This is a genomic window from Stenotrophomonas sp. X (assembly GCF_055721025.1).
In genome coordinates this window covers 1,587,275-1,601,101 of sequence record NZ_CM146756.1, presented here as the reverse complement: position 1 = coordinate 1,601,101, position 13,827 = coordinate 1,587,275, and the positions used below count along the sequence as shown (strand labels likewise).

Sequence of the window (13,827 nt, the reverse complement as noted above, 5' to 3'; positions counted from 1 at the left end):
GGAATCAAGTCGTTTGTGCCACAAACGAGTTGACTCCCTCCGTCCCCTTTTTCTGTCAGGCCTGCGCAGCGTCTTCGACGGGGCCGAGTTCGTGCAGCACGGCGGTGGCGTAGCAGCCCGGCGGCAACGCGAACGAGAGTTCCAGTACATCACTGGCCAGCCATTGATGCTGCAGCAATGCCGGGCGCAGGCGCAGCGCGCGGCGCTCCTGCTTCAGCCGTGCGTCTTCCAGGCCAGCGCGCAGCGCCTTCGATTCCTCGTCGTCCAGCGCGGCCAGCTCCAGCTCACGTGCAGCGTCGGCGCTGCGCAGCTCGCCTTCGCCCCACAGCGGCGCGCTGGGATGGATGTCGAAACGCGCCAGGCGCTCGGCCAGCACGTCGGTGTAGGGTTCGGGGCCGAACACGCTGCGGCTGCCATCGAGCATCCACACTTCACCGTCCAGCGGTTGATCCCAGTTGCCCTGCTCCACGCGCGCGGCGAGCACACGATTGAACAGCGCCGAGCGCGCGGCTGACAGCAGCAGCGAACGCTGGTCCTTGCGCATGCGGCGGCCACCGAACATCGCCAATGCCGCAGGCACGTTGCCGCCGTCGCGGCCGAAGCGCTGCTCGCCAAACCAGTTCGGCAGGCCGCGCCCGGCGATCTGCTGCAGGCGCTCGCTGATCGCCGCAGCATCGCCCTGCACCTCGCGCAGCACGAGCCTGAAGCGGTTGCCGGCCAGTGCGCCACGCTGCAGCTTGCGGTTGTGCCAGGTCGCTTCGAGCACTTCGATCTCGTCACTGGCCAGCTCGGCCAGGTCCGGTGCGATGCGCTTGGGCAGGTGCACGCTGAAACGCTGGGTGGTGACCGCATGCCGATCCTTCATGCCGGCGTAGCTCACCGCCATTTCCGGCAGGCCCGCCCACTTGGCCAGCAGCTTGGCCACATGCACGGTGTTGGCGCCGCGCTTGCGGATGTGCAGCAGCAGGTGCTCGCCTTCACCGGTGGCCTCGAAGGCCGGCAGTTCATCGACCTGGAAATCGTCCGGCGTGGTGCGGATGCGTGCCGTCAACAGCGGCGCACCAAACGCCAACGGCAGCGGGATCATGCCGCCACCAGCAACACGACCGCCTGCGCGGCGATGCCTTCACTGCGGCCGGTGAAGCCCAGCTTCTCCGAGGTGGTGGCCTTGACGCTGACCGCGTCCAGCGGCAGCTGCAGCAACCCACCAATGCGCTCACGCATGGCCAGCGCATGCGGGCCAACCTTCGGCCGCTCGCAGATCACGGTGATGTCGGTGTTGCCAACGCGCCAGCCACGCTCGCGCAGCAGGCTGTCGCAATGGCGCACGAAATCGCTGCTGTCGGCGCCCTTCCAGCGATCATCGCTCGGCGGGAAATGCTGGCCGATATCGCCCAGCGCCAGCGCACCGAGCATCGCATCGCACAAGGCGTGCAGGATCACGTCGCCGTCGCTGTGCGCCAGCACGCCGCAGCTGTGCGGCACGTTCACCCCGCCGAGCATGATGTGATCGCCTTCACCGAAGGCATGGACGTCGTAGCCCTGGCCGATACGGACGGGCGGGAACGGTGCGGTGCTCATGGATGCAGCCCTTGCAGCAGGGCCGCGCAGGCAGTCAGCCGGCGCGGCGGGAAAGTACGAATTCGAACCGGTCCAGATCGGCCGGGGTGGTGACCTTGAAGTTGTCCTCGCTGCCTTCCACCAGCAGCGGGCGCTGGCCCTGGCGCTCCATGGCCATGGCCTCGTCGGTGACTTCAACACCGGCAGCGGCGGCGTCAGACAGCGCGCGGCTGAGCTGGTGGCGGCGGAACAGCTGTGGTGTCAGCGCACGCCACAGCCGCTCGCGCGGTTCGGTGCCATCGATGCCACCGTCGTCGCCCGCACGTTTGAGGGTGTCGCGCACCGGTGCGGCCAGGATCGCCCCGACCGGATCGGCACGCCCGACTTCAAGCAGGCGGCCAAGATCGGCCAGCGACAGGTTGGGTCGCGCGGCGTCGTGGACCAGCACGAATTCGTCGGCGCGCACCGAGTCCGGCAGTGCCTGCAGCCCGGCCAGCACCGAGGCGGCACGGGTCGCGCCACCGATGCAGGTCAGTACCGGTTTGCCGGCCCATTCGCTCCAGCCCGGCCAGTCGCCATCGTCCTGGCCGATCACCACCATTGCGCCGGCCACGGCCGGATGCGCCAGCAGCGCGTCCAGGGTATGGGCGAGCAGGATCTGCCCACCCGCCTGCAGGTACTGCTTGGGCAGCGGCGCACCAAAGCGGGCGCCACGGCCGGCAGCCGGAACCACCACCCAGATCGCCGCGCTCATGGCACGTCCGCCGGGTGATCGCCGGCCTGGACATTGACGCCTGCAGCGGGCTGCGCCGGACGGACCGGCGCATCCTCGACCACGCGGTAGAACTTCTCGCCGGGCTTGATCATGCCCAGCTCGCTGCGCGCGCGTTCCTCGATGGCGGACTGGCCTTCCTTGAGGTCCTTCACTTCGGCGGCCAGCGCGTCGTTGCGCTGCTGCAGGCCCTCATTGTCCCGCTCCTGGTTGGCGACCTGGGCTTCGAGCATCATCACTTCACCCGAATTGCCCGGACCGAACCAGAAGCGGTACTGCAGCCAGCCCAGCAACAGGGCCAGCACCAGCAGCATCCAGCGCCAGTCGCGCATCGGCTCAGCGCTTCAGCGAAACGAACGCGTCACGACCGGCGTAACGCGCGCCGGCGCCGAGGGCTTCCTCGATGCGCAGCAGCTGGTTGTACTTGGCCACGCGATCGCTGCGGCACAGCGAGCCGGTCTTGATCTGGGTGGCGGTAGTGGCCACCGCGATATCGGCGATGGTGGTGTCTTCGGTTTCGCCCGAGCGGTGCGAGACCACGGCGGCATAGCCGGCGCGGTCGGCCATGGCGATCGCTTCCAGGGTTTCGCTGAGGGTGCCGATCTGGTTGACCTTGATCAGGATCGCGTTGGCGGTGCCCGAGTCGATGCCTTCCTGGAAGATCTTCGGGTTGGTCACGAACAGGTCGTCACCGACCAGCTGCACCTTCTTGCCGATGCGGTCGGTCAGCAGCTTCCAGCCCGCCCAGTCGTTCTCGGCCAGGCCGTCTTCGATCGTGATGATCGGGTACTGCGCGGCCCAGTCGGCGAGGAAGTCGACGAACTGTTCGGAGGTCAGGCGCTTGTTCTCGCCGACCAGGTTGTACTTGCCGTTCTCGAAGAACTCACTGGAGGCCACGTCCAGGCCCAGCAGCACGTCTTCACCGGCGGTGTAGCCAGCCTTGCCGATCGCTTCGAGGATGGTGTCCAGCGCTTCGACGTTGCTGCGGAAGTCCGGCGCGAAGCCGCCTTCGTCGCCCACCGCCGTGCTCAGGCCGTGGCCCTTCAGCACCGACTTCAGCGAATGGAAGATTTCGGTACCAGCGCGCAATGCTTCGGAGAACGAGGTGAAGCCCACCGGCAGCACCATGAACTCCTGGAAGTCGACGTTATTGTCGGCATGCGCGCCGCCGTTGATGATGTTCATCATCGGCACCGGCAGCGACGGCGCCACGCCGGTCCGGGCAGCCAGGTACTGCCACAGCGCCTGCTTGCTGGATGCGGCGGCGGCGTGCGCGGCGGCCATCGAAACACCCAGCAGCGCGTTGGCACCCAGCCGCCCCTTGTTCTCGGTGCCGTCCAGATCGATCAGGCGACGGTCGAGGCCGGCCTGGTCGGTGGCTTCGAAGCCCTTCAGCGCGGCGGCAATCGTGGTGTTGACGTTGTCCACGGCCTTGCGCACGCCCTTGCCCAGGTAACGGGTCTTGTCGCCGTCACGCAGCTCGACCGCTTCCTTGGTACCGGTCGAGGCGCCGGAGGGAACCGCGGCGCGACCGAACGAACCGTCCTCCAGGATGACTTCGGCTTCCAGCGTGGGATTGCCACGGCTGTCGAGGATTTCACGGGCGTGGATGCTGCGGATCGTACTCATGGTCGGGCCGGTTACCTGTCTGGAGAGGGGGCGACAAAACGAATGCCGCGTGATTATCCCCGGCTGCCCGCCACTTGCCAAATGGCGCAGGCGCCGTCAGGCCAGAGTGGCCCCGATCACCATCAGGATCAACGACACCAGTACCACCAGCAGGCCACCGGCAATGGCGGCCAATACGCCGCCGCGGCGGCAACGCCAGGCCATCACCATCGCCACCAGGCTGCCAACAAAGGACAGCACGAGCATGGTCAGTGCAGCCAGGATCCAGTACTGCATGGCCTGCATGCCATGGCTGCCATCCCCGGGCGAACCGAAACTGGCGGCGAAGGCGAATACAGCTGCCATCAGGCCGGCCCAGGCAAGAACAGCCAGCGCCAGCGCGATCAGGCCCCAGGGCCGATCACGGGTTGCCAGGGTCGCATTCATCAGAACAGCCCGTAGAACAGGGCACCAAGCCACAGCGACAGCAGGACGATCGCCAACCCGGCGGCCACCTTGCCACGGTTCAGGCGCCAGGCCAGTACGGCGGCAGCGACGCACCCCACGGCGCCGACCAGCTCTGCCACCAGCAGCGCAATGAAGTACGCCCGAAGATCGGGCGCGCTGCTGCCATCACCCGGTGGCCGCACCGATGCAGCACTGATCAGCACCAGGCAGAACACGCCCACGGTGAACACCACGGACAGCCCCAGCGCGATCAGGCCCCACGGCCACTGTCTCCAGTGCCGGCGGTGACGCTGGGTTTCCAGCGCCACCCACGGGTCACGACTCACGCGAAGCGCGAGAAACCGTGCTTCTTGGTCACCGCGTCGAGTTCCATCAGCGTCTCGAGCAGGGCCTCCATCTGGTCCAGCGGCCACGCGTTGGGACCATCGGACAGCGCCTTGGACGGGTCCGGATGAGTCTCGGCGAACAGGCCGGAGATGCCCACCGCCACGGCGGCACGGGCCAGCACCGGCACGTGCTCACGCTGGCCACCGGAACTGGTGCCCTGCCCGCCCGGCAGCTGCACCGAATGGGTGGCGTCGAACACCACCGGGCAACCGGTCTCGCGCATCACCGCCAGCGAACGCATGTCGCTGACCAGGTTGTTGTAGCCGAAGCTGGCACCGCGCTCGCAGACCATGATCTGCTCGTTGCCGGTGGCCTTGGCCTTCTCCACGACCGGCTTCATGTCCCACGGCGCCAGGAACTGGCCCTTCTTGATGTTGACCGGCTTGCCGGCCGAGCACACCTTGCGGATGAAGTCGGTCTGGCGGACCAGGAACGCCGGGGTCTGCAGCACATCCACCACCGAGGCCACTTCGTCCATCGGGGTGTACTCGTGGACGTCGGTCAGCACCGGCACGCCGATCTGCTTCCTGACCTCGGCCAGGACCTTCAGGCCCTCTTCCATGCCCGGGCCGCGGAAGGCGGTACCCGAAGTGCGGTTGGCCTTGTCGAAGCTGGACTTGAAGATGAAGTTGACGCCGAGCTTGTCGGTAATCTCCTTCAGCTTGCCGGCGGTATCGAGCTGCAGCTGCATCGACTCGATCACGCAGGGGCCGGCGATCAGGAACAGGGGCTGGTCCAGCCCGACCTCGAATCCACACAGTTTCATGGCGTTTCCTTGTTGTCCGCAGCACCGGACAGGCCGGTGCGCTGGGGGTTGAAGCATGCAGGATGGGGGCCGAAGCCCCCATTCACAAGTCAGGCGCGCGCTTCGGAAAGCAGCTTGCCGCCGGCCTTGCGCTCGCGCGCGGCACGGATGAAACCGATGAACAGCGGATGGCCGTCACGCGGCGTGGACAGGAATTCCGGGTGCGCCTGGCAGGCCAGGAACCACGGGTGGGCGTCGCGCGGCAGCTCGACCACTTCCACCAGGGTGTCGTCCATCGACTTGCCGGCGATCACCAGGCCCGCATCTTCCAGCTGGGTGCGGTAGCGGTTGTTGAACTCGTAGCGGTGGCGGTGGCGCTCGGCGACCACGTCCTTGCCGTACAGCTCGCGGGCCAGCGTGCCCGGCTTCAGGCGCTGCTCCTGCAGGCCCAGGCGCATGGTGCCGCCGAGGTCGCTCTTGTCGTCACGCTTCTCGACATCGCCGCTGGCGGTGCGCCATTCGGTGATCAGGCCGATCACCGGGTTCGGCGACTGGCGATCGTTCTCGGTGCTGTTGGCACCTTCCAGCCCAACCACGTTGCGCGCGTAATCGACCACCGCCGCCTGCATGCCGTAGCAGATGCCGAAGTACGGCACCTGCTGCTCGCGGGCGAACTTCGAGGTCAGCACCTTGCCTTCGAAACCACGGTCACCGAAGCCACCCGGAACCAGGATGCCGTCGACATCGGCCAGTGCGGCCATGTCGGTACCTTCCAGGTCCTGTGCTTCCAGCCACTTCAGGTTGACCTTGGTGCGCTGGCGCAGGCCGCCGTGCTTCAGTGCTTCGCCGACCGACTTGTAGGCGTCCTGGTGATCGACGTACTTGCCGACCACGGCGATGGTCACTTCGTCCAGCGGGTGCAGGGTCGCATCGACCGCGTCTTCCCACATCGACAGATCGACCGGACCGGCCTTGTCGGCCAGCTTCAGCTGGTTCACCACGATTTCGTCCAGGCCCTGTGCATGCAGGCCGGACGGGATGCGGTACAGCACGTCCACGTCCGGCACGCTGATCACCGCACGCTCGGAAACGTTGGTGAACTGGGCGATCTTGCGGCGCTCCGAATCCGGCACCGCCTGCTCGGAGCGGCACAGCAGCACATCCGGCTGGATGCCGATCGAACGCAGCTCCTTCACCGAGTGCTGGGTCGGCTTGGTCTTCAGCTCACCGGCGGCGCCGATGTACGGCACGAGAGTGAGGTGCATGAACAGCGCCTTCTCCGGGCCACGTTCGGTGCGCACCTGGCGGATCGCCTCCAGGAACGGCAGCGACTCGATGTCGCCAACGGTGCCGCCGATCTCGACCAGTGCCACGTCGTAGCCTTCGGTGGCTTCGTCGATGCAGCGACGGATCTCGTCGGTGATGTGCGGAATGACCTGCACGGTCGCGCCCAGGTAGTCGCCGCGGCGCTCCTTGCGGATCACGTTCTCGTAGATGCGGCCGGTGGTGACCGAGTTCTTGCGGCTGAGGCGGGTTCGCACGAAGCGCTCGTAGTGGCCCAGGTCGAGGTCGGTCTCCGCGCCGTCGTCGGTGACATAGACCTCACCGTGCTGGAACGGGCTCATGGTGCCCGGGTCGACGTTGATGTACGGGTCGAGCTTCATCATCGTGACCTTCAGGCCACGGGCTTCGAGAATGGCGGCCAGCGACGCGGCGGCAATGCCTTTGCCGAGCGAGGACACCACGCCGCCGGTTACGAAAATCAAGGGAGTCATGGCTGCAAGCATCCTGTCTGGAAATGGAAAACGGCAGCACCACGCGCACCCGGAGGGCGGGCATGGTGCTCAGAGGGGGTTTTCCGGTTCGCTGAGGCAGCGAGGGAGGTGCGGATCCGTGCGGCGGCAGGCGCCGGACCGGAACCATCGTGCGAGGTCGGGGCGGCCGTGCCGGCCAAATCGACCGTCACCTGCGACCCGCCATGCTGGAAGCCACGCTTGGCCGCTCCAGCCCATTCGCAAAGGGTGGACACGCACTTACTCCCGGAAAGCCATAGTTTACAGATTGATGGCCGCCAACCCAAGGGGCAGACGCCACGTTCCCAAAAAGAAACGCCCCGCTGAGCGGGGCGTTCCGGAGCGCAACCCTTGTCGCAAGGGCGCCTGGCAGGCTGCGGGATCAGCGCTTCTTGCGCGCTTCCTCTTCCTCTTCCTGCTGCGGGGCCGGCTGGCCCTGCGCCTTCATCTGGGCATTGGCCTGGGCCCGGCGCTTGGCCTTGGCATCGGCCTCGGCCTGGGCCTTGTCGGCCTGATCACCCTGTTGCGGGGCCGACTGGCCGGCGTTCTGCGCCACCACCAGCGGCACTGCAACAGCGGCAGCGGCCAGGATCGCAATGGTCAGCAACTTCTTCATGGAGTCCTCCTCGCGGTATGGCTTGGACGTTCTGATCCAACGGAGCGCCGGCGTTCAGATTCCAGCGGCTGCCATTTTACCCCCTCTGCGTCGCCGAGACTGAACCGCAGGCGTGCAAAATCCCGTGCCAGACCCCACACTTGCCCGTCGCTCCAAGCTTTCGAAGACAGATGAACGCCCGTTATAACGCCGCCGATATTGAAGTCCTGTCCGGCCTTGACCCGGTCAAGCGCCGTCCCGGCATGTATACCGACACCGCGCGCCCGAACCACCTGGCGCAGGAAGTGATCGACAACTCGGTGGACGAAGCCCTCGCCGGCCACGCCCGTTCGATCGAGATCACCCTGTACAAGGACGGCAGCGTGGAGGTCAGCGATGACGGCCGCGGCATGCCAGTGGACATCCATCCGGAGGAGAAGATCCCGGGTGTCGAGCTGATCCTCACCCGCCTGCACGCAGGCGGCAAGTTCAGCAACAACAACTACACCTTCTCCGGCGGCCTGCACGGCGTCGGCGTCAGCGTGGTCAATGCGCTGTCGACCCTGGTGGAGGTGCACATCAAGCGCGACGGTGCCGAACACCGCATCACCTTCCGCAACGGCGACCGTGCCACGCCGCTGGAAGTGGTCGGCAGCGTCGGCAAGAAGAACACCGGTACCCGCGTGCGCTTCTGGCCGGACCCGAAGTACTTCGATACGCCGAAGTTCGCGGTGCGCGCGCTCAAGCACCTGCTGCGCGCCAAGGCCGTGCTGTGCCCGGGCCTGACTGTGAAGCTGACCGATGAAGCCACCGGTGAACTCGATACCTGGTACTACGAAGACGGCCTGCGCGATTACCTGAAGCTGGAGCTGGGCGATCGCGAGATGCTGCCGGCCGAGCTGTTCGTCGGCAGCCTGAAGAAGGACACCGAGGTCGTGGACTGGGCAGTGGCCTGGCTGCCGGAAGGCGAGCTGGTGCAGGAAAGCTACGTCAACCTGATCCCCACCGCCCAGCACGGCACCCACGTCAACGGCCTGCGTACCGGCCTGACCGAGGCGCTGCGCGAGTTCTGCGACTTCCGCAACCTGCTGCCGCGTGGCGTCAAGCTGGCCCCGGAAGACGTGTGGGACCGCGTGTCGTTCGTGCTGTCGCTGAAGATGACCGACCCGCAGTTCAGCGGCCAGACCAAGGAGCGCCTGTCCTCGCGCCAGGCGGCCGGCTTCATCGAAGGTGCCGCCCATGATGCCTTCAGCCTGCTGCTCAACCAGAATGTGGAGCTGGGCGAGAAGATCGCGCAGATCGCCATCGAGCGTGCCAGCGCGCGCCTGAAGACCGAGAAGCTGGTCGTCCGCAAGAAGGTCACCCAGGGCCCGGCCCTGCCCGGCAAGTTGGCAGACTGCATCAGCCAGGACCTGTCGCGCACCGAGCTGTTCCTGGTGGAAGGTGACTCGGCAGGCGGCAGCGCCAAGCAGGCCCGCGACAAGGATTTCCAGGCGATCATGCCGCTGCGTGGCAAGATCCTGAACACCTGGGAAGTCTCGTCCAACAGCGTGCTGGCCTCGGAGGAAGTACACAACCTGGCCATCGCCATCGGCTGCGATCCGGGGAAGGACGACATCAGCGGCCTGCGCTACGGCAAGGTGATCATCCTGGCCGACGCGGACTCCGACGGCCTGCACATCGCAACGCTGCTGACCGCGCTGTTCCTGAAGCACTTCCCGGCGCTGGTCGATGCCGGCCACGTGTTCGTGGCGATGCCGCCGCTGTTCCGCATCGACGTAGGCAAGCAGGTGTTCTATGCCTTGGACGAAGAAGAAAAGCGCTCGATGCTGGACAAGATCGAACGCGAGAAGATCAAGGGCGCCATCAACGTGACCCGCTTCAAGGGCCTGGGCGAGATGAATCCGCCGCAGCTGCGCGAGTCGACCATCCACCCGGATACGCGCCGCCTGGTACAGCTGACCGTGGACGATGGCGAGCAGACCCGCTCGCTGATGGACATGCTGCTGGCCAAGAAGCGCGCGTCCGACCGCAAGGGCTGGCTGGAGTCGAAGGGCGACCTGGCTTCGCTGGAAGTCTGATCCCTCGCGGGGTCGGATCCGTTTCCCGCCGGGAAAGGGATCCGACCCCATCCGCCCCGGGCATTCCGCCCCCATCGGCAAACCCGGCGGCGCCATAATGCGCGTCCATCCGCGTGGACCACCGTATTGGCCAGCCACTCGCTGCTGTTCCCCGACCTGCCGCTGCACAGTGCACGGCTGGTCCTGAGCCCGATCCGCCGTGACGACGCCGCCGCGCTGTTTACGCTGCAGTCCAATCCCGATGTGATGCGCTGGTGGAATCATCCGGCCTGGACGCGACAGGCCGAGGCGCGCGAGCAGATCGACGATGATCTCGCAGCCCATGCCATCGGTACCCAGCTGAAGCTGGCCGTGCGCGAATCACTGGAAGGTCCACTGCTGGGCATCTGCGTGGTGTTTGCAGTGGACCGCACTGCAGCCCGCGCCGAGATCGGCTACCTGCTGGCACCGGATCGCCAGGGCCAGGGCTACATGCACGAGGCCCTGCAGCAGGTACTGGCCTACCTGTTCGGCACCCTCCACCTGCACCGCGTGGAAGCCGAGATCGACCCGCGCAACGCACCCTCCGCGCACGTGCTCGAACGCCTGGGCTTCCGCCGCGAGGGAGTGCTGCGCCAGCGCTGGCGCATCCAGGGGGAACTGGCCGACTCGGCCGTCTACGGCCTGCTTGCCGATGACAAAGCGGCAGGCGCCCTGCCCGCTTGACCCAAGCTGGCCAATCGCGGCCGCAACGCCGGGGCCATGCCTTTGGACACATACGGCATGGGCCGCCACCGGCCTAGCATCAGAATCCCCTTCCGCTGCCCAGCCGGTGCCATGAAGTCCCTGTTGCACACTGCCGCGCTCTGCGTCGGCCTGCTCATCGCCCCAGCCAGCGTGCTGGCCGCGCCTGATGCCGACGCCAAGCCCGATCCGAAAGACGACAAGACCGAGGCACCTGCGTTGCCCGCAGACGCCTCGGCCCGCCAGAGCATGCGCCTGGCCGGCCGCACCCTGGACTACACCGCCACCGTCGGCACCCTGCCGGTACGCGATGCCAAGGGCAAGGTGATTGCCGACGTGGTGTTCACCGCCTACACGATGCCGGGCAAGGACCGGCCGGTGACCTTCGCGCTCAATGGCGGCCCCGGGGCATCGTCGGTCTACCTCAACATGGGCGCGATCGGGCCCAAGGTGGTGACCTTCGGCTCCGAGGGTGACAGCGCGTCGGCGCCGGCGACGCTGCACGACAACCCCGGCACCTGGCTGGACTTCACCGATCTGGTGTTCATCGATCCGGTCGGCACCGGCTTCAGCCGCGCGCGTATCGGCGACGACGAAGCGAAGAAGGCGCTGTACAACCCCAGCGCCGACATCGAATACCTGTCACGCTCGATCTACGACTGGCTGCTGCGCAACCAGCGCATGGCGTCGCGCAAGTACCTGACCGGCGAGAGCTACGGCGGCTACCGCGGCCCGCGCATCACCCACTACCTGCAGACCCGGCTGGGAGTTGCGATGAACGGCCTGGTACTGGTCTCGCCGTACCTGAGCCCGACCCTGGAAGACAACGCCGATGTCTCGCCGATGGCGTGGATGCAGACCCTGCCGTCGATCGCCGCCGCGCACCTGGAGCGCCAGGGCAAGCTGACCGATGCAGCGATGCGCGACGTGGTGGAGTACACCCGTGGCGACTACGCCACCGCGTTGATGAAGGGCCGCAGCGATCCGCAGGCGACCGAGGCGATGCTGCGCCGGGTGACCGAACTGACCGGGCTGGACCCGCAGTTCGTGCGCCGTGCCGGTGGTCGGCTGGAAACCCAGGCCTACCTGCGTGAAGTGTTCCGCGACAAGGGCACGCTGGGCAGCCGCTACGATTCCAACGTGACCGCGTTCGATCCATTCCCGAACGATCCGGAGCAGCGCGCCAACGATCCGCTGCTGGACAGCATCATCGCGCCGACCACCACGGCGATGGTCGACTTCGTGACGCGCGTGGTCGGCTGGAAGGTGGATGCGCGGTACCAGGCGCTGAACTACGACGTGAACCGGCTGTGGGACCGCAATGGCGAGCTGCGCGATGGCGCGGTGACCCAGCTGCGCCAGGCCGTGGCGATCGACCCGCACCTGCAGGTGCTGATCGTGCATGGCTGGAACGACCTGTCGTGCCCGTTCATGGGTTCGATCCTGACCGTGGACCAGATGCCGACGATGGGCAGCAATCCGGACCGGGTGCAGGTGCGCAGTTATCCGGGCGGGCACATGTTCTACAGCCGGGCGGACAGCCAGGCGGCGTTCCGCAGGGATGTGCAGGCGCTGTTCCAACGCAATTGAGGACGGTCGGCCGGGCCTGCGGCCCGGCACCCGCCGGATCAACGGCAACTGCAACTGCTACTGCAACGGCAAAAGCAGGGTTTCCGTGGGTTGGCGGGGTGGGATAGGCAGGCGGGGGACGGCAAAAACTGCTCCTGCGTGCCTCGTAGAGCGCCATCCATGGCGCTCTGCGCCCCCGCCTGCCCATCCCACCCCGCCTTCGACAGTTTCCGTGCGCTGTTGGTGGGTGCCGACCGTTGGTCGGCACGGGATCGGATCCCTGTTTCTGCTCTGGCAAGGTGTCGACCTTGGTCGACACGATGTGTCCGGAAGGATTCACTGCCCATGAAAAAAGCCCGCCGGTAGTCGGCGGGCTTTTTCGTGTGCACCTTGGCGTGGCGATCAGGTCCAGCCGAACAGCTCGAACAGCTTCAGGATCAGGTACGCACAGCCGCCTGCGGCCGGGATGGTCAGGATCCAGGCCCAGACGATGCGTTCGATCACGCCGAATTTCAGCGAACGCGGGTTCTTGGCGAAGCCGACGCCCATGATCGCGGTGGAGATGCTGTGCGTGGTCGAGACCGGCATGCCGAAGTGGGCCGCCAGGGTCAGGATGGTGGCCGAGCTGGTCTCCGCGGCGAAGCCGTGGATCGGGTGCAGCTTGACCATCTTGTGGCCCAGGGTCTTGATGATCTTCCAGCCACCCGAGGCGGTACCGGCAGCCATCACCACCGCACAGGTCAGTACGATCCACATGGCGATGCCGTCACCGGCGTGCGTGTCCGGGTGCATGAAGGCCAGCCAGGACGGCAGATCGTTCAGTGCGCCGGTGGCTTCGGCACCAATCAGGGTCATCGCGATGATGCCCATGGTCTTCTGCGCGTCGTTGTGGCCGTGGGCGAAGCCCATGTAGGCCGCCGAGGCGATCTGCGCCTTGCCGAAGAAGGCATTGACGATGCGCGGGCGGGCCAGGCGGCCGATGGCGCCACCGATCTTGGCCAGGCCGGCGATCAACGCCCACAGCAGCACCATCACCACGATGCCGAGCAGGAAGCCGGCGATCGGCGAGGTGATCATCGGTACGAACACCTTCCACAGCAGGCCCTTGTTCTGCGCCCAGCTGCCCAGGCGCTCCGACCAGATCAGCGCGTCCCAGTTGTTGTGGGCCGCGGCCAGGCCGGCACCACAGAGGCCACCGATCAGGGCGTGCGAGGACGAGGACGGCAGGCCCTTCCACCAGGTGATCAGGTTCCAGATGATGCCGCCCAGCAGGGCGCACAGGATCACCTGCGGAGTAACCTCGACCACGTTGGTGTTGAGCAGGCCCGAGGCGATGGTCAGCGCCACCGCCGTACCGGTCAGCGCACCGATGAGGTTCATGAAGGCGGCCAGCATCACCGCCCAGCCGGGCGAGAGCACCTTGGTCGCCACTACGGTGGCAATGGAGTTGGCAGTGTCGTGGAAGCCGTTGATGAACTCGAAGACGAGCGCGGCCAGGATCACCACCAGGACAAGGGTCAACATGC

General features: G+C 66.6%; 14 protein-coding genes. 3 read left to right on the top strand and 11 right to left on the bottom strand.

All coding sequences use genetic code 11. The features are described from left to right. Window positions 1-55: 55 nt before the first annotated feature. From truD to ACZ75I_RS07330, 10 genes are all read right to left on the bottom strand, one after another. Window positions 56-1,087 (bottom strand): tRNA pseudouridine(13) synthase TruD, encoded by a 1,032-nt coding sequence (truD, locus tag ACZ75I_RS07375; protein ID WP_072166692.1) that lies wholly within the window; start codon window positions 1,085-1,087, stop codon window positions 56-58. Continuing rightward, window positions 1,084-1,581, bottom strand: coding sequence for a 2-C-methyl-D-erythritol 2,4-cyclodiphosphate synthase (gene ispF, locus ACZ75I_RS07370; protein ID WP_061480165.1), 498 nt, complete (start codon window positions 1,579-1,581; stop codon window positions 1,084-1,086). Before ispF ends, truD begins: the two co-directional genes overlap by 4 nt. Window positions 1,582-1,615: 34 nt before the next feature. Continuing rightward, window positions 1,616-2,314, bottom strand: a complete 699-nt coding sequence (gene ispD, locus ACZ75I_RS07365; RefSeq protein ID WP_005416029.1) for a 2-C-methyl-D-erythritol 4-phosphate cytidylyltransferase — start codon at window positions 2,312-2,314, stop codon at window positions 1,616-1,618. Next, window positions 2,311-2,664 (bottom strand): cell division protein FtsB, encoded by a 354-nt coding sequence (gene ftsB, locus ACZ75I_RS07360; RefSeq protein ID WP_472958886.1) that lies wholly within the window; start codon window positions 2,662-2,664, stop codon window positions 2,311-2,313. Before ftsB ends, ispD begins: the two co-directional genes overlap by 4 nt. Window positions 2,665-2,668: 4 nt before the next feature. Further along, window positions 2,669-3,961 (bottom strand): phosphopyruvate hydratase, encoded by a 1,293-nt coding sequence (gene eno / locus ACZ75I_RS07355; RefSeq protein WP_134968047.1) that lies wholly within the window; start codon window positions 3,959-3,961, stop codon window positions 2,669-2,671. Between the two features lie 96 nt (window positions 3,962-4,057). Beyond that, window positions 4,058-4,387, bottom strand: coding sequence for a hypothetical protein (locus ACZ75I_RS07350; RefSeq protein WP_061480167.1), 330 nt, complete (start codon window positions 4,385-4,387; stop codon window positions 4,058-4,060). Then, entirely contained in the window at window positions 4,387-4,734 is a 348-nt protein-coding gene (locus ACZ75I_RS07345; protein WP_242891890.1) for a hypothetical protein, read from the bottom strand. The genes ACZ75I_RS07350 and ACZ75I_RS07345 overlap by 1 nt, the downstream gene beginning before the upstream one ends. After that, the gene (gene kdsA / locus ACZ75I_RS07340; protein WP_049412800.1) at window positions 4,731-5,561 is read right to left on the bottom strand and encodes a 3-deoxy-8-phosphooctulonate synthase; all 831 of its coding nucleotides are present in this window, start codon (window positions 5,559-5,561) and stop codon (window positions 4,731-4,733) included. The genes ACZ75I_RS07345 and kdsA overlap by 4 nt, the downstream gene beginning before the upstream one ends. Window positions 5,562-5,650: 89 nt before the next feature. Further along, entirely contained in the window at window positions 5,651-7,315 is a 1,665-nt protein-coding gene (locus ACZ75I_RS07335) for a CTP synthase (RefSeq protein WP_005416023.1), read from the bottom strand. 400 nt (window positions 7,316-7,715) lie between these two features. After that, window positions 7,716-7,949 carry a hypothetical protein gene (locus ACZ75I_RS07330; protein ID WP_019658885.1) on the bottom strand — a complete coding sequence of 78 codons (234 nt, stop codon included), beginning with the start codon at window positions 7,947-7,949 and terminating at the stop codon, window positions 7,716-7,718. Window positions 7,950-8,119: 170 nt separating this feature from the next. Between ACZ75I_RS07330 and parE the strand changes: the two genes are divergently transcribed. The 3 genes from parE to ACZ75I_RS07315 all read left to right on the top strand — a co-directional run bounded on the left by parE (window position 8,120) and on the right by ACZ75I_RS07315 (window position 12,322). After that, the gene (gene parE / locus ACZ75I_RS07325; protein WP_346476766.1) at window positions 8,120-10,009 is read left to right on the top strand and encodes a DNA topoisomerase IV subunit B; all 1,890 of its coding nucleotides are present in this window, start codon (window positions 8,120-8,122) and stop codon (window positions 10,007-10,009) included. A 126-nt stretch (window positions 10,010-10,135) separates the two neighbouring features. Further along, entirely contained in the window at window positions 10,136-10,714 is a 579-nt protein-coding gene (locus tag ACZ75I_RS07320) for a GNAT family N-acetyltransferase (RefSeq protein ID WP_346476765.1), read from the top strand. A gap of 111 nt (window positions 10,715-10,825) precedes the next feature. Next, window positions 10,826-12,322: a S10 family peptidase gene (locus ACZ75I_RS07315; protein WP_252744315.1), complete on the top strand. Its 1,497-nt coding sequence runs from the start codon at window positions 10,826-10,828 to the stop codon at window positions 12,320-12,322. A gap of 381 nt (window positions 12,323-12,703) precedes the next feature. On the opposite strand, the gene ACZ75I_RS07310 is transcribed toward ACZ75I_RS07315, so the two are convergent. After that, window positions 12,704-13,825 (bottom strand): inorganic phosphate transporter, encoded by a 1,122-nt coding sequence (locus tag ACZ75I_RS07310; RefSeq protein WP_472958883.1) that lies wholly within the window; start codon window positions 13,823-13,825, stop codon window positions 12,704-12,706. Between the last annotated feature and the right edge of the window lie 2 nt (window positions 13,826-13,827).